The sequence below is a fragment of the Pseudomyxococcus flavus genome, assembly GCF_050038885.1.
In the GTDB taxonomy this organism is placed as follows: domain Bacteria; phylum Myxococcota; class Myxococcia; order Myxococcales; family Myxococcaceae; genus Myxococcus; species Myxococcus flavus.
In genome coordinates, this window is sequence record NZ_CP143624.1 from 705,195 (window position 1) to 720,414 (window position 15,220).

15 protein-coding genes and 1 pseudogene are annotated in these 15,220 nt (G+C 68.1%); 9 read left to right on the forward strand and 7 right to left on the reverse strand.

Annotation, left to right across the window (positions count from 1 at the left end):
- Window positions 1-19: 19 nt before the first annotated feature.
- Window positions 20-628, forward strand: coding sequence for a DUF417 family protein (locus tag VZL07_RS02795; protein WP_426753772.1), 609 nt, complete (start codon window positions 20-22; stop codon window positions 626-628).
- A 5-nt stretch (window positions 629-633) separates the two neighbouring features.
- Here the strand turns inward: VZL07_RS02795 and VZL07_RS02800 are convergent, their stop codons facing one another.
- Window positions 634-1,164: an RNA polymerase sigma factor gene (locus tag VZL07_RS02800; RefSeq protein ID WP_426753773.1), complete on the reverse strand. Its 531-nt coding sequence runs from the start codon at window positions 1,162-1,164 to the stop codon at window positions 634-636.
- A 369-nt stretch (window positions 1,165-1,533) separates the two neighbouring features.
- Here VZL07_RS02800 and VZL07_RS02805 point away from each other — a divergent pair, with 369 nt between their 5' ends.
- From VZL07_RS02805 to VZL07_RS02815, 3 genes are read left to right on the forward strand one after another with little or no spacing between them, the layout of a single operon-like run.
- On the forward strand, window positions 1,534-1,794 hold the full coding sequence (locus tag VZL07_RS02805) for a DUF1684 domain-containing protein (protein WP_426753774.1): 261 nt from the start codon (window positions 1,534-1,536) through the stop codon (window positions 1,792-1,794).
- A 34-nt stretch (window positions 1,795-1,828) separates the two neighbouring features.
- Entirely contained in the window at window positions 1,829-2,569 is a 741-nt protein-coding gene (locus tag VZL07_RS02810) for an alpha/beta hydrolase (protein WP_426753775.1), read from the forward strand.
- On the forward strand, window positions 2,566-3,333 hold the full coding sequence (locus tag VZL07_RS02815; protein ID WP_426753776.1) for a glutathione S-transferase N-terminal domain-containing protein: 768 nt from the start codon (window positions 2,566-2,568) through the stop codon (window positions 3,331-3,333). The genes VZL07_RS02810 and VZL07_RS02815 overlap by 4 nt, the downstream gene beginning before the upstream one ends.
- A gap of 16 nt (window positions 3,334-3,349) precedes the next feature.
- Here the strand turns inward: VZL07_RS02815 and VZL07_RS02820 are convergent, their stop codons facing one another.
- Complete coding sequence (locus VZL07_RS02820; protein WP_426753777.1) at window positions 3,350-4,381, reverse strand: histone deacetylase family protein; 1,032 nt, start codon at window positions 4,379-4,381, stop codon at window positions 3,350-3,352.
- Between the two features lie 454 nt (window positions 4,382-4,835).
- Between VZL07_RS02820 and VZL07_RS02825 the strand changes: the two genes are divergently transcribed.
- Together VZL07_RS02825 and VZL07_RS02830 are read left to right on the forward strand one after the other, a co-directional pair.
- Window positions 4,836-5,273 (forward strand): YciI family protein, encoded by a 438-nt coding sequence (locus VZL07_RS02825; RefSeq protein ID WP_426753778.1) that lies wholly within the window; start codon window positions 4,836-4,838, stop codon window positions 5,271-5,273.
- Window positions 5,274-5,477: 204 nt separating this feature from the next.
- The gene (locus VZL07_RS02830) at window positions 5,478-6,005 is read left to right on the forward strand and encodes a DUF421 domain-containing protein (protein WP_426753779.1); all 528 of its coding nucleotides are present in this window, start codon (window positions 5,478-5,480) and stop codon (window positions 6,003-6,005) included.
- Window positions 6,006-6,206: 201 nt separating this feature from the next.
- Here the strand turns inward: VZL07_RS02830 and VZL07_RS02835 are convergent.
- The 3 genes and pseudogenes from VZL07_RS02835 to VZL07_RS02845 form a co-directional block, all read right to left on the reverse strand.
- A pseudogene (locus VZL07_RS02835) lies at window positions 6,207-6,381 on the reverse strand (IS3-like element ISGur5 family transposase); the annotation flags it as partial.
- Window positions 6,382-6,525: 144 nt separating this feature from the next.
- Window positions 6,526-7,191 carry a glutathione S-transferase family protein gene (locus VZL07_RS02840; protein WP_426753780.1) on the reverse strand — a complete coding sequence of 222 codons (666 nt, stop codon included), beginning with the start codon at window positions 7,189-7,191 and terminating at the stop codon, window positions 6,526-6,528.
- 349 nt (window positions 7,192-7,540) lie between these two features.
- Complete coding sequence (locus tag VZL07_RS02845) at window positions 7,541-8,719, reverse strand: IS256 family transposase (RefSeq protein ID WP_426753781.1); 1,179 nt, start codon at window positions 8,717-8,719, stop codon at window positions 7,541-7,543.
- On the opposite strand from VZL07_RS02845, the gene VZL07_RS02850 reads away from it, so the two are divergent.
- From VZL07_RS02850 to VZL07_RS02860, 3 genes are all read left to right on the forward strand, one after another.
- Window positions 8,687-9,169, forward strand: a complete 483-nt coding sequence (locus VZL07_RS02850; RefSeq protein WP_426753782.1) for a methyltransferase — start codon at window positions 8,687-8,689, stop codon at window positions 9,167-9,169. The genes VZL07_RS02845 and VZL07_RS02850 overlap by 33 nt on opposite strands.
- 16 nt (window positions 9,170-9,185) lie before the next feature.
- On the forward strand, window positions 9,186-10,958 hold the full coding sequence (locus VZL07_RS02855; RefSeq protein WP_426753783.1) for an asparagine synthetase B family protein: 1,773 nt from the start codon (window positions 9,186-9,188) through the stop codon (window positions 10,956-10,958).
- Window positions 10,959-11,068: 110 nt separating this feature from the next.
- Window positions 11,069-11,461, forward strand: coding sequence for a hypothetical protein (locus VZL07_RS02860; protein ID WP_426753784.1), 393 nt, complete (start codon window positions 11,069-11,071; stop codon window positions 11,459-11,461).
- A 111-nt stretch (window positions 11,462-11,572) separates the two neighbouring features.
- Here the strand turns inward: VZL07_RS02860 and VZL07_RS02865 are convergent, their stop codons facing one another.
- A complete protein-coding gene (locus VZL07_RS02865) occupies window positions 11,573-13,021 on the reverse strand; it encodes a glycoside hydrolase family 43 protein (RefSeq protein ID WP_426753785.1) in 1,449 nt (482 codons plus the stop codon).
- A gap of 441 nt (window positions 13,022-13,462) precedes the next feature.
- Window positions 13,463-14,734 (reverse strand): hypothetical protein, encoded by a 1,272-nt coding sequence (locus VZL07_RS02870; RefSeq protein WP_426753786.1) that lies wholly within the window; start codon window positions 14,732-14,734, stop codon window positions 13,463-13,465.
- Window positions 14,735-15,220 lie beyond the last annotated feature (486 nt).

Consider the following 15,220-nt stretch of genomic DNA (forward strand, 5'->3'; position numbering starts at 1 on the left):
CACAGCAGGAGATGCAGCCTTGTCCCGTATCGAATCGCTCCTCCGCCTCGCCGCTCGTGCCGACCGCATCGGAATGAACGTCCTTCGCGCCGGCCTGATCGTCGTCCTCGTCTGGATCGGCGCGCTCAAGGTCGCCGAATACGAAGCCGACGGCATCGTTCCGTTCGTGGCCAACAGCCCGGTGATGCGCTTCGTCTATGCTTACGACGCGCCCGACTACCGGCAGCATATGAATGCCGAAGGCGCGCTCGTTCCTGCCAACCGCGCGTGGCACGAGGCGAACGGGACCTATGGGTTCGCCTACCTGCTCGGCGGCGTCATCGTGCTCTTCGGCCTGCTCATCGCCGCCCATTGGTGGCGCCCCGAGCTCGGCGCGATCGGCAGCTTCCTCGTGATTGGCATGTCGGTGGTGACGCTCTCTTTTCTCGTCACCACCCCTGAGAGCTGGGTGCCGGCGCTCGGCGATGCCCACCACGGCTTTCCGTGGCTGAGCGGCCGCGGGCGACTGGTGGTCAAGGATGCAATCATGATTGGCGCCGCCATCGTCACCATGGCTGATTCCGCGCGGAGCTGGCTGGCGCAGCGCAAGCCACAACCGGCCGAGCAGCTCCCGCGCGCCGCCGCCTGAGAGCGCTACCCCGCCATGCACTCGCGGAGCTCACGCTTCGCGCGGTGCAGAATCACGGCGACGTGGCCAGGCGTGGTGCCGAGGAGATCCGCCACGCGGACTCCCGGCACATCTTCGAGCAGGCGCAGCGTCACCACCTGGCGCTGCACCGCGGCGAGCTTCTCCACGCATTGGAAGGCGAGCACATGCGCCTCGGCATGAGCGATGAGCGAATCGACGCTCTCCCGATCGTCGGCCAGGCTCTCGACCATCTCGCTGTCACTGGAATGCGGCCGCGCGAGGTCGTGGCGCCGCCGCCTGTTCCGCGCGTGGTTGCGCACGAGGATGGCGAGGAGGTTGCGGCTGTCGACCTCCTCGTACGCGAGCTTCCGCGCGTGGGGAAGGCGGAGGAAGGTCACGAAGGCGTCCTGGACGGCGTCGAGCGCGTCGTCGGCGAGCAGTCCCTCGTTCCGAGCCACCGCCGCGAGCGCGCCGCGATGGTCGCGCACCAGGTTGGTGACCCAGGAGAAGAACCCCGTCTCGTCGTTGCGCTCCATCTCCAGCTCCTACCAGCGGCAGCTCCGGCAAGCAACCGTCGAGCTCTCGCGGAGCTTCCTGCTCACCCTTTGTCGCGTCGAGCGGGCACAACGTACAATCGCCAACTCCTGATTGGCCTCTGGACGCACCTCGTGAAGCGTCACCGCGCCAGGCCTTCTCCGAGCACCCTCAAGGGGATGGCAGCTGCGCGAGCCAGAGCTCGAATACCGCGAGCTCCGCGCCGTCCGACAGTCACTTGAGTCCGCCCCCCACCACGGTGCGCACGGAGAGGACGCCTTCCGGCACGGAGCCTGGGCTCCGCCGCACGCCAGGGAGCCGCGCCCACGTCGTACTCTCCGGTGAGCATGAGCAGGGGCGGTGCGGGCCCCATGTCCACGACGCTCGGCACAGCGCAACGGCTGCCCTCGCGAGGCGTGGCCTTCTTCGGCCCCAACCGCGACGAGCCCTACGGCGCAAGACGCGAACTCGAAGCCGAGGCGTCTGTGGAGGATAAGGTCGTGCTGGACTTCGACCGGACCTACAGTCCCACTTGTACCTTCTCCGCCTACAGCCTGTGCCCGCTGCCGCCGCGCCAGAACCGGCTTCCCTCGAGAGTGCAGGCGGGAGAAAAACGCCTATCGAGTCACTGAGCGCTGCGTCTCTCCTTCCGCTATCGGAGGTCTGATGATGAAGCCCCTGCACCTCGCCGTGCTCCGGATGTTGCCTGTGCTCTGTCTCGCGTGTGCCCACTCGCCCCAGGCACCCCACGAGGGGCCGGTTGCTGCGCCCGCACTCACCTACGAGACGTACACCGTCGGAGCGGGTGAGCCCGAGGCGATGCTCGTCGCGCTGCACTACTCCGGGTCCACGCCCGGGTTCTGGAGGCCGCTGCTCGAGGACTGGCGTACCCCCACCCGCGTCGTGCTGCCGCGCGGCCCGCACCCGCGCAGGGAGGGCTTCACCTGGTTCGCCGCCGGCCACGAGCAGAAGGCGACCGCGGAGAAGACCGCCGAGGTGGAGCAGATGGCCGCGCGGCTCGCAGAGCTCATCCGCGAGCTGCGCGCCGCGCACCCCCGCATCCGCCGCGTCGCCGTGACGGGCTTCTCCTACGGCGGAGACCTCGCCTGGGTGCTCGCGCTGCGCCACCCGGAGCTGGTGGACATCGCGGTGCCCATGGGCTCGCGCCTGCTCGGAGCCCCCACGCCGGGTGCACCGGCCGCGAGGCGCGTGTGGGTGCTGCAGGGCGAAGCCGACCCCATCATCACCGCCCCGCAGACCGCGGCGCGCGTGGACGCCCTGAAGGCAGCCGGTGTCCCCATCGACGTGAAGGTCTACCCCGGCCTCGGCCACGATTTCTCACCGCAGCTCATCGAAGACTGGCGCACCTTCCTTCAACAGCAGCTGCGCACGGAGGCACCGCGATGACGTGGACCCTGATTGGCGAAGCCATCTCCCCCTGGTCCGAGAAGGCCCGCTGGGCGCTGGATCACCACCGCCTCGCGTACGCGTACCGCGAGCACTACCCGCTCATCGGCGAGCTCTCGCTGCGGCTGCGGGCGCGGCGGCTGAGGGGCCGCGTGAGCACGCCCATGCTGCTCACGCCCGAAGGGCCGCTCATCGACTCCTTCCACATCGCCCGCTACGCGGACGCGCACGGCAGCGCGCCCACACTCTTTCCGGCCGAGCACGCCGAGGAGATCGCCGCCTGGAACGCCCGCAGCGAGGCCGCGCTCGGCGCGGCGCGGGTGCGCTACCTCGACCGGCTCGCGAACGACCGCGCCGCGAAGCTGGAGCAGCAGCCGCCCGCCTTCCCTGGTTTCGTGCGCCAGCTCTCGGTGCCCGCGGTGGACCTCGCCATGGCCTTCCTGCGCAGGAAGTACGGGATGCCGGACAGCGCGGCGGCGGAGGCTACGCTGGTGCTCGAGCTGGAGGGGCTGCAGCGTGCGCTCGCGGGTGGTAAGCGCTACCTCGTCGCGGACCGCCTCACCTACGCGGACCTCGCGATGGCAGTGACGCTGCAGTTCGTATCCCCCGTGGACGGAGGGCACCTCGCGTTAGGCCCCGCCACGCGCGCTGCGTGCGTCCACCCGCAGCTCTGCGCGCGCTATCCGGACGTCGTCGCCTGGCGCGACGCGCTCTACGCGCGGCACCGGCGCAGCGAGCAGCCCGCCGTGCCCTCCGGGGCGTAACGCACCTGCCCCTCCCTCAGTGTCCGGCGTCGAAGCCCCTGAGCACGTCGGCCACGTTGAGGCCGAGGTCCTCCACCGCGTAGCCGCCCTCCTGCACGAACACCGTGGGCAGTCGCAGCTGCGCGAGGCGCCGGCCCATGAGGGGGAAATGCTCGCGCTCCAGCGCGAAGGCGCTGATGGGGTCTCCCACGTAGGTATCCACGCCCAGCGACACCACCAATGCATCCGGGCCGAAGCAGGCCACGGCGTCCAGCGCGGCGTCGAGTGCGGCGCTGTACTGCGCCCAGGTGGTGCCGCGCGGCAGCGGGAAGTTGCGAGTGAAGCCCTCGCCGGCGCCGGCCCCGCGCTCGTCGGCGTAGCCGAGGAAGTAGGGGTACTCCGTCTCCGGCGTGCCGTGCAACGAGACGAAGAGCACGTCGGCGCGCTCCCAGAAGATGTCCTGGGTGCCGTTGCCGTGGTGGTAGTCCACGTCCAGCACCGCCACGCGCGAGCAGCCGCGCTCGCGCAGGTGCTGCGCCGCCAGCGCCGCGTTGTTGAGGAAGCAGTAGCCGCCGTAGGTGGAATGGCCTGCGTGGTGCCCCGGAGGCCGGCACAGCGCGTAGGCACTGCGCTCACCCTCCGCCACCCAGGCCGCGGCCGTCAGCGCGCACTGTGCGGCTGCGAAAGCGGCGTCCCAGGTGCCCTGGACGATGGGCGTTCCGGCGTCGAAGGCGTAGTAGCCCATCTGACCGTTGATGCCAGAGGGGATGTGGTCGCGGCGCATGCCCCGTGCCGGAAAGCCGCTCGGCAGCATGAAGCCCTGCTTGCCGATGGCCCGCCACTGCGCGTGCGCGGTTCGCAGGAACTCCACGAAGCCAGCGTCATGTACGCTCCGCAGCGACTCAAGCCCGAAGGCCCGCGGCTCGCTCACCTCCAGGCCGGCCCGCGTCACTGCCTGCAGGATGAAGTCCGCGCGTGCCGGCTTCTCGAAGCAGGGCACCAGCTCACCGCGGTGCAGCTCCATGCCGCCGTCGTGGAGGGCGTGCTGCGGGGAATGAACGACTCGCATCGGGAGGGCTCCAGGTTGCACGTGAGCAGTACCGGCACACGAGGTTACAGGACCTTCGTCACGCTCGTGTGTCGCGCTCGCCAGCCGCATGCTCATCACCTCCTGCTTCGCGGACCTCGGCTGCAAGCGCGCGCAGTGCGGCTTCAACGCGGCCCACGCGTGTAGCCAGCGCGTGTTCGAGAAGCGCGGCCTCGTGCTCGAGGGCGCGCTGCGAGACTTCGAGCCGGTACCAACGCCGGAGCGGCGTCGCACCGGGCTGCAGCTGAGCCCGCCAAGTCTGCTCGGCCGCCTCGTTCTCGAGGACGCGCGGGGCTTCCCTGGTTCGAGGAGATGGCGCGCGCGTGCAGCCTCCCGCGCTCAGATGAAACGGCCCTGCTCCCACAGGCCGGAAAGTGGCGCCGCGTCAGCCGCAGCATCTAGGGTTCCGCGCACCTGACTCCCGAGGACTCCCACCATGACGCTCACGACCGCCCTGCTCCTGCTCACCCTCGGCGCCGCGCCGGCCCAGCCCGCCGCGAAGAAGCTCGAGTTCGACAAGCACTACCTCGTCCTACTCGAGCGCGTGCCTGACGCCAAGAAGCTGCCGGAGGCCGCGCTGGCGCAGTTGCAGAAGGAGCACCTCGCGCACCTCACGCGCATGGGGGAGAGCGGCAAGATGGTGCTCGCGGGCCCCTTCGGCGAGCAGGACGACGTGGGCATGCGCGGAGCATGCATCTACCGCACCGCCACCAAGGCGGAGGCGAAGCAGCTCGCCGAACAGGACCCGATGGTGAAGGCGGGCCGGCTGCGGGTGCAGGTCATGGCCTGGTACACGGAGAAGGGCTACCTGGCGTTCCCTCTGGCCCCGCCCGTCGAGGATGCCAAGGGCGCAACGAAGGACGCGGGCAAGTAGCGCCCGGGCAGGCGGGCCTCCAGGCGCCGCTGCGCGCGGCCGCATGTGTGCTCACACGCGCGGCGTTGCCGCTCCGGTCCTCCAGCTGCCGCTGCGCGCGCGACGGCCTACCCTCCCCTGGCTGCAACGGGCCCGTGGGGCCCGGCATCTCGTGCGCATCCGGAGCACGGAGCGGCAACGCAGTGAGCACATCGGAGTGACGCGATGCTGAACTGGGCAGAGGCGTTTCGACTGAGCATGCCGTTGGGGGAGTCCTTCCTGCGCGGCACGGTGATGTTCCTGGCCATCTACGCCATCACCCGCGTGGCGGGAAAACGCGAGGCCGGAGCGCACTCGCTCACGGACCTGCTGGTGGTGGTGCTCGTGGCACAGGCGGCGGCGCCCGGGCTGGTGGGTGAGTCGCGGGGCATACCAGACAGCCTGGTGCTCGTCGGGACCATCTATGGGTGGAGCCTGGCGATCGACGCCGTCGCCTATCGGTGGCCTGCCCTCCTTCCGCTGCTCAAGTCACGGGCGGTGCCGCTGATTCGCGACGGGCAGATCAACCAGAAGGCGCTGCGTCGCGAGCTCATGCAGCGAGAGGAACTGATGGCAGAGCTGCGACTGCACGGTATCTCGGACGTGAAACAAGTCGCGCGGGCGTACCTCGAACCGAACGGGAGCGTCAGCATCATCCACGCGGACCAGAGGGAGCGTCACCTGCAACGCCGCTCCGAAGAACTGGACGAATGACACGGCCCCAACCTGCCAGGCCAGACGGACGCAGGTGAGCCCGACGCGGGCGAACCAGACGCGGCCCCACACCTCTCTCCCGACGGGCGCACGGTGCACTTCACTTCCAACCGTCCCGAGCCTGGGAGTCAGGCCCCCGAAGCTCGTTGTTGTACCAGGCCACGATGCGCGTCCCTCAGGCACGCGCGTCCTCGACGGCCCGAAGGGGCGCTGCGGGCAGGAGGGGCGGCACTGCAGCGTGCGGAAGAGGGCCTGGTGAAAACGCGTTGTCGTCAGAGACTCGGGGTCGGCTGAAGGGAGGGAGCGCCCCCAGCCGCTGCAAGGTGGCCAGCAGCGTGGCGCCACCGTTGTCTGGGTGCAGCACCAGCCCCTCGGGGCAGCTTCGCTGACCGCCTTGAACCCCGGCTCCGCCCCGCTTGAGGGAGCAGGCGCCTCCGTCAGCTGCGACTCCGGCACCGGCACAGCCAGGCACACGCATCTCGCTGGGTAGACGTTGATCGTCCCTGCGGCGCTGCGCCCACTACGGGGCGTGCTGGGCGAAGCTTGCCAGGTGATCTTCGAGGGCCTTCTGAAAAGCAGGCCGTGTTTCACAGCGGCGCTGGTAAGCCTCGAGCAGCGGGCGCTTCTTGACGAAGTCTGTGTCGCGCAGGATGCGCAGCACGGTGGTGAGCAGGACATCGGCTGCGGTGAAGCGACCGAGCAGGTAGTCCTTGCCTTCCAGCTCGCGCTCGAGCACGTCGAGGCGCGATTCAGTCCAGCGCGCGATCCAGCCTCGCAGCCCCTGAACGTCGTCTCCCTTCGGGCCCTGGTACAGCATGTCGATGACGTTGAGCATCATGACGGGTGGCTCGACAGAGTTGAGCGCGCCGAAGATCCACGCCGTGACGTCTGCTCGACCGGCCGGGTCTTGTGGCATCAATGCCGGACTGCGCTCCGCGATGTGCAGCACGATGGCGCCGGACTCGAAGAGCTTCAGCTCATCGCTCTGAAAAGCGGGCACCTGACCGAAGGGCTGCAGCTCGCGGTACTTGGTGCTCGCTTGAGCTTCGGGGCTGACGAAGTGCTCGCGATAAGGCCAGCCGGCTTCTTCGAGCGCCCAGCGCACGCGCAGATCTCGCACCAAGCCATGGACGATGGGGGGCGCCCAGCGCAGGACGCTGACTTGGATGTCTTTGGGTGTGGTCATCGCTGTCTCCTTTTTCAGGGAGCTTGCCGGCAGGCAAATAACGGCGGCCAGTTCTACATCTACCAATATGTCAAGCGCCCGGGAGTTCGGGCCATCCGGCCACCCGACTGGAGCAAGCCAATCGGTGGACGCGATCTCGCCACCTATGAAGAGGCGGTCGGGACGGCCTGTGCGCCCGCCTTTGACCGGGGGCCGGTCTGTGCGCTCGCCCAGGAGAACATCGCTCGACACGGCCTCTCTGGCAGCGTCACGACCTGGGAAGGCAATATGCTGACCGAGGCCGGTCAAGTCCCGAATCTTGTGTAGTTGGTTCGGAGGGGGTTCGGGGGAGGGAGGCTCCTTGGCGGCATCAAGCAGCGGCAGTGTCAGGGGTTGAATTCAGCAGAGACATGTCGAGGTAGCGGCGGTCATCCCAGACGCCGGTGACTTCGAGGGCGACGGCGGTGATGAGGCGCAGCGCGCTGGCGCGGTCCGGGAAGGCGCCCACGGAGCGGATGCGGCGCTTCACCTCGCCGTGGAGGCGCTCGAGGCCATTGGTGCTGCGAAGGCGCTTCCAGTGGGCCTTGGGGAAGGCGAAGAAGCAGGTGGCAGCGGCGAAGCCCTCGCGCAGGCACTCCATGGCTTCGGGGACTTGCCGCCCCAGTCCCTCCTGGAGGGCCTCCAGCCGCTTCCTGGCGTCCTGAAGGGAGGCGGCCTCGAAGACGGCCGACGTCTCCTTGCCGAGGCGTCCACGCAGCCTCCAGGGGGCCTTGGCGAGGACGTTCCGGGTGAGGTGCACGGTGCAGCGCTGCAGCCGCGCCTCGGGCAGGGCCTGGCGGGCCGCGGCGGCCAGGCCCGCGTGCCCGTCGGCGATGACGAGTCGTACGCCCTTCAGCCCTCGCTCCAGAAGCTGGCGCAGCAAGTCCAGCCAGGAGTCCGCCGACTCGCTACCTCCCAGCGTCACCGCCAGCAGGTGCCGGTGCCCATCCTCGCCCACGCCATAGGCCACCAGGGCGGAGACGTTCTGCACCGTGCGCGCCCACCTGGCGTCCAGGAAGGTGGCATCCAGGTAGAGGTAGGGGAAGGCCTGGGTGAGGGGCTGGGTGCGCAAGCCCTCCACTTTCTCCTCCAGCGTCCGTGTCACCCGACTCACCGTCGAACGCGAGACGTCCTCGCCCATGAGGGCCTGCGTCACCTTGCCCATTTTCCTCGTGGAGACGCCCTGCACGTACGCACTGGTAATCGCCTCGTCGAGTTCCCCGCTGCGCCGCTTGTAGCGGCCCAGCACGTCCCCCGCGCTACCACTGTGCCTCGTGCGTGGCACCGCCACGTCCACGGCCCCCGCCGTCGTCACCAGCGTGCGCAGGTAGCTGCCGTTGCGCACGTCCGCCCGGCCCACCATCCGCTGCCACCGGCCGGCCCCCACCAACTCCCGTACCTCCTCCTCCAGCAGGGCCTCCAGCGTCATCCGAATGGCTCCGCGGAAAAGCGCCCGCAGGTCGGCCTGCACCTCTTCGTGCGCGGGGGACTCAAACTCGCTAACGTCCACGTCGGGGAACTCCTCGGCTCCTCTGCCAGGAGGAGACCGGCTCGGTTGGTTTCACCGAGGAGCTTCCCTCTTTCCCGCTCGTCCCTCCTCGCCTTCTACACACTTATAGGGACACGACCCCGAGGCTGGCCTGGGGGATACGACGGCATCCTGCTCGCCAGCGTTCTACACAACTGGGACGAAGAGACCTGTCAGCTCCTGGCCCGGAGAGCCATGGAGGCGCTCGAACCCGGCGGATGGATCCTGCTGCACGAGATGCTCTTGGGGGAGCGGAAAGATGGCCCCCTGCCGGTAGCCTGCTTCTCCGTCGAGATGTTCCTCAAGCACCGAGGAAAGCAATACACCCGCTCAGAACTCCGGGCGTTGTTGCTTAGCAGCGGCTTCGAGGACTTCCAGGCAGAGCCCAGCTTCGGCTTCTACTCCCTCCTCTGGGCAAGAAAACCCGTGTGAACCAAGCCCATTGGCCATGGACTCAACGACGAAGAATCTCTGGTGCTGGGCCGGCCGTGGCGTGGGCCCGTCGGGATTCACCAGCCAGGACTACCGCTGGTCCGAGGGAGCAATCGGAGCGGTGCTCACGAGCAGCCCGCGTGGGCATCGGTGTGCGTCCGCCACCTCCCGGTCCGGCAGGCAGCGAATCCTCTTCGAGGGGAGCATCTACAACGCCGAGGAGCTGGGCTCGGCCTTGCGTGGCTCGGCACACGCGCCGTCGCCGGAGGAGCTGACAGACGCGTCGCTCCTCCTCGCGCTCTTCCTCGAGCACGGCCCCGGGGGGCTCAACCTCGTCAATGGCCCCTTCGCGTTCGTCATCTGGGACGAGACGCGGCAGCGGCTGAGCCTGGGCCGCGACAGGTTCGGGATGAACACGCTCTTCTGGAGGGAAGATGCGCAGGGGCTGAGCATGGCCTCGCGCATGACACCTCTGCTGGCAGCCCCCGGCGCCCGGCGCAGACTGGACAAGGAAGGAGCGCTCGACTTTCTCATCAACGGCTTGACGGATCAGCGTGAGTCCACCTTGTTCGCGGACATCCAGCAGCTGCCGGCGGGCTCGGTGATGGAGTTTGACCTCCCGGCGTGGAAGCCAGGCCTGGCGGCTCGCCAGATTCGCGACTGGTACTCACTGCCAGAGCCAGGCGGGGTGCTGCTTTCCGCTCAGGAAGCGGTAGCCGAGTTCCGAAGGCTCTTGTCTGACGCCATCCGTCTCCGCTGGAGGTCCCCCGAGCCCAAGGCGCTGTTGCTCTCGGGGGGGCTGGATAGCTCCGCCATCGCGGGCCTCGTGGCCACCGGCCCATCCTCCGGTCCCCTGCTGCAGACGTACAAGGCGTATTTCGACATTCCCCGGTACGACCAGCCGGAGTGTGTGTCGAGCGTGGTGGAGAGGACGGGCGCAGTCCATCGAGGAATCTCCATTGGCCCGCCTGAGCTCCTCGCCTACCGGGAGCAACTCCTTCACGCACTCGAGCAGCCGTATGAACGCTCAATCATCTCCGCGCATTGGGCGGTGTGCCAGCTGATCGCCACCGACGGCATCCGCGTCACGTTGGATGGTCTGGGCGCGGATGAGCAACTCGGTGGGTATCGCCCCTGGGTGAGGAGTTTTGGTCCCCTCCAGCGGGGAGAAGACGTTCGTGGATTGCCATTCATCAGCTCGTCGAGGCCGCCCGAGAGCTTCGAGCAGGGGGCCGATCTCGGCAGGCTGTTCAGCTGGCTGTCACGGGAGTCCCTGGACCTGGCGATCCAGAAAATCACGAGAGAGAACGCGCTGGCCATCCGCTCGTTCGGCGAGCTGTGCCGATATCACATCCGCCATGGGGCCTTGCCGCTGCTGCTGATGTTCAATCGCTGCATTGGAGCCGCGTTCGACCAGGAAAGCCGCTCGCCATTCATGGATCACCGGCTGGTGGAGTTTTCGCTGGGGCTGGGGAGCCACCACAAGGTCGTCGGGGAGCAGACCAAGTACGTCCTCCGCAAGGCCGTCGAGGATCTCGTGCCCGGTATCGTGGCTCGCCATGTGAACAAGGAGAGCTATGTCGACCTGGAGGTGAGCTGGTTGCGGGGATCAGGGCTCGAGCAACTGAGGTCGGAAGCCGTAAGAACGGCCAGGGAGTGGCCAGCCCTCTTCAGCCTGGACGCCATGGAGGTCCCTGCGGAAGGCCAGGAACCGAGCAGGCTGACCCTCTTGCGGCTGTGGCGGATCACCTGCTTTGGCGCATGGGCACGGCAGTTCGGCGTGCAGTGAGCGGCAGGCGAGCTGCGTGGAGCGGACTTCATTCCGTCTTCGCGCCTGGATGGAGCAGGCTGTATCCTCGAAATACCTTTTAGACCAGAAAGGTATCCAAAGGAGGAAACATGCAAGTGAAGTCCATCGTCATGGCCATGGTGCTCGCCGCGGGATTTCTGACGGGCTGTGGTGTTCCGGAGGAGACGCCGGAAGGGGCCTCGGAGGTCGAGGCGGCGGCGCTGTGTAGCGACTGCGGCTGGCTCTACGTGCGGTGTATGTCGCGTGCGCAGACGCCCGAAGCCAAGGCGATGTGTGAGGAAGGCCGCGCCGACTGCGAGGCGACGTGGTGCCCTGGCGCGGCGCCCGAGGTCGAGCAGGCCGGTGTCTGCGAAACGGCGTGCGACACGCGGCTCGACCAGTGCCTCCGTGCGGGCGGTTCCGTGGCGACCTGCTTCTATCGCCACACCGAGTGCCTCAACAACTGCCCCATCGTGGACGCGGACGCGCCGGCCCAGCAGTAAGCCGGCGTTGAGTGGTGTGGTGTGAACCAGGGGCAGACGCCGGGCCGGGATGCGCCCGGCAGCTGCCTCTGATGAGGCCGCGGCGCGGAGGCCGCCGCCACGGCGCAGCCGCTACGGCATGGGCCGCGAGCCCGCGGACGGCGCGGACGGAACCGCGGGCCAGCCATTGGGCCACGTGATTGCATCCACGAGCATCACCCGCGCCGTGTGGGCACTGTTCCACGCGTGGTAGACCATGTACATGTTTCCGCCCGGCCCGGTGACGACGGAGTTGTGGCCCGGCCCCGTCCAGCCGCCCCCCGTCTTGAGAATCGGCGAGCCCAGCTTGGTGTACGGCCCCAGTGGGTTCGTCGCCCGCGCGACGCCCACGGCGTAGGTGCTGTTGTAGTACGCGTTACCGCTATAGAAGAGATAGTAGTAGCCGCCCCGAGCGACGACCCACGGCGCCTCGACAACGCCGCCCTCCCACGAGAGGTTGTTGCTGATGAGCGTCTGGCGCGTGCCCACCAGTGACAAGCCATCCGCCGACAGTGCCTGCCCGTAGATGGGCGTCGGTCGCCCCACCGCGTTGCCGTCGGCCTTCCACACCAGGTACGGCGCCCCGGTGGTGCTCTTGAAGAAGGTGGCGTCTATCATCCCCATCGCAGCGTCATGCACGAGCGGCCGGCCGATGTCCGTGAAGGGCCCGAGCGCGCTCGTCGACGTTGCCGCGCCGATGGACAGCTTCCCGTCCGAGTGCCGCGCGGTGAAGTAGGCGATGTAGCGCGTCCCCACCTTGTGGATTTCCGGCGCCCAGAAGTCGCCCCTCGCCCAGGTGGGCTTCGACGCGGACGGGAAGATGAAGCCCGCGTTCGTCCATGTCACCAGGTCCGTCGACGTTCGCAGGGGGAACGCATTCGCCGCGCCGCCGGACGTGCACGCAGCGACGTACCGCGTCCCATCATGGATGACGCCCGGGTCCGCGCAGTCCACGGGCACCACGGGGTTCTGGTACAGCCCGCCGCACCCCGTGTAGCGGAAGGACATGCCGCACGCGGCCGTGCCGCTGAAATACGGCTTCCATCCGTTGGAGAGCATCGCGTACGAGTTGTTGCCCTCGTTCGTGCAGGTCCGGTCCCAGAACACGCGCCCGCTCACGTCGTCGTACTGCGCGGTGTGCCCCGACGGGTGCATCCACGGCGCGGCATAGGTGACGCGCGTCGAGCACGCGGAGGCCCCGGCGCAGTCCGTGTCGAGCGCCATGACGCACGCGTTGTTGCCGGTGAAATAAGGCCGCCAGCCATTGGAGAGCACCGCGTACGAGTTGATGCCCTCGTTGATACAGGTGCCATCCCACGTCACCAAACCACTCGCGATGTCGTACTGCGCGGTGTGCCCCGAGGGGTGAATCCACCTCTCGCCGTAGGTGATGCGCGTGCTGCACGCGAGCGGCGCGACGGCGGTGCCGCTCAGCGCGTCCTCCGCGAGCAGGATATCGGTGCGCTCGTCGCCACAGCCAGATGCGAGGACAGAGACGACGCACACCACCGTGAGCGTCAGGATGCGCGGGAACTTCCTCATGGAACCACCTCCAGATGGAGGGGTAGGAACTAGCACGAAATACCAGAAATCCATGATTTTCAGGACCGCAGTGTCCTTCAGTTGACCAGAGACAACAGCGCTCATGCATCCACTCGCATGATGAGGGTGGCGGGCTGGAGCCAAGGGGCGCGGAGGGCCGCTGACGAGGGGCGCCCGAGCTGTGTCATCCGCAACGCGTCGTCGACGCCCCCGGGCGAAAAGCCCCTCCAGCGGCACGGCGGGGAGCCGGAGGCCCGGCGAACGGCCAGCTCCCGGCCACCTCGCAATGTATTGCAGTGCCTCGGGGACCATTCCGGAGACGAAGGTGCCCGAAGACGACTGCCGTGAAGCCAGCCGTCTCCCTCACCCGCGTCCTGGCGTTCCCCAGGCGCGCCTCACGGTGGAGGCAGGCCTACGACGCCTACCCCTGCTTCCACCGCGTCATGGCACGAGCTGCTCGACCGACGGTGCGTGCGAGATGCGGATGGCCGGCTTGTCCACCACGTCATCCTGCTTCACCCGGGTCCCCACGATGACCTGGTAGGGTGGCTCATCCAGGACGGGGGCCCGTCCATAGACGACGAAGTAGCGGCCGTTGGCATAGGCCACGTTGCTGGAGTCGATCTGTCGGGCCGCCGTCCCCTTGGAGATGGCGAAGCCGTGGCGGTCTCGGACGTCTCCGTTCAACTTCACCCGAGCCCCGCGAACGCGACTGGTGTCCACCGTCAGCGCGCTCCAGCTGACGAGCACCTCATTGCCCGCCGAGGCGGCCCTGGGGAGGAGCTCACGCGCCCCCGTGGTGGCAATGGGGATGCCCGCGGGGTCCAGGACGTGCGCGCTCCCTTGAAGCACCCGGGCGCCATAGATGTCGGGCGTGCCGCTGCGAGAGTCGCTCCAGACCACGAAGAAGCCCTGCTTCGTTGCCGTCACGTCCGGGAAGTTCTGATTGCCCGGCGCGTTCGATATGACGAAGCCATCCGGGTCCAGCACCGCGCCCGAGTCCCGGACGCGTGCGCCGAAGATGTCGTCGCCGCCCAAGCGCGCGTCCGTCCAGGTCGCGAGATACCGGTCATGGGACCACGCCACGGACACACCATATGAATTGATGGCGAACGGCTGGTTGGAAATGGAGACCTCCTTCAAGTCGAAGCCCGGCTTCGCCATGTTCAGGGTCACACCACGCACCATGGAGTTGGCCGTGCCTCCGAACCCAATCCACGCGACCAGGCACTTGCGACCGTGGCAGGCGATACCGGGCCGCCCCGCGGGCGTGTGGTCCGTGGTCGTGAAGAGCGTGAGCGGTGGACCGTCCAGGGTGCCATTCCGGTTGACGCGGGTCAGGTAGAGGGCGCGATCTCCGGTCCAGACGACGAGGAAATGCCGGCCGTCGAACGCGGTGGCATGAAAGTAGGCGTCCTGCCGAAGCTCGGGATTGAGGGAGATGGCCTCCGGGTCCAGCAAGCGGCCCTTCTTCGAAACGCGCGCGGCGAAGAAGCGGCCAGGGCGGCTGTCTGACCAGGCCACGAAGAACTGGCTTCCGTCCTCGACCACCTGCGGAGCGCTCGCGAAGCTCGGGGTCGTCTCGTTCGGATAGGGTCCTTGGTGGCCAGGCCCGTGGCGCTCGGCCTTGGCATCCTCGCTTGCAGTAAAGCTGTCATCAGGCAGCTCCGCATCGCCGCCACACGCCAGGGAGAGCAGTGCTCCGACGAGCACTCCTCTCCAGCCCAAAGTTCGCATCGACGGTCCACGCATGATTCGCCCCCTTGCAGCCATGGTCCGGCGCGAGGGTCCGCCGTGCTCCTGCCACGGGCAACGCGGACTCGTTTCCAAAGCGGGCGAATGGACAGACGTCGGGAGTCGGCTGACCTATGTCGTTGCAGCCTGAACAGAAGCCTCGTGCCATGGCGCGAAGGCGGTGCTCGCCACCATCCACTGCCCCCGCTGTACCTTGAATGGAATGCCTCCGTGTACGGTACCCCGTCCTCCCTGCTCTCGGCCCCCGGGGCCTCGCCTGCTCGGCACATCCTTCGGGGCAACAACTTCCCTGGCGGGGGAGAATGACGTGGACCTTCATGGTCAACGCCGAGTTCGTCGACTCCGGCCCCCGGGGACTTCGCTCGAGCTCGCGGTTATGGGCGACAAGGAAGTCGCAGGCGATTGACTTCCCGGCGGCTTGCCCGTCGTCACGTCGAGGGCTGT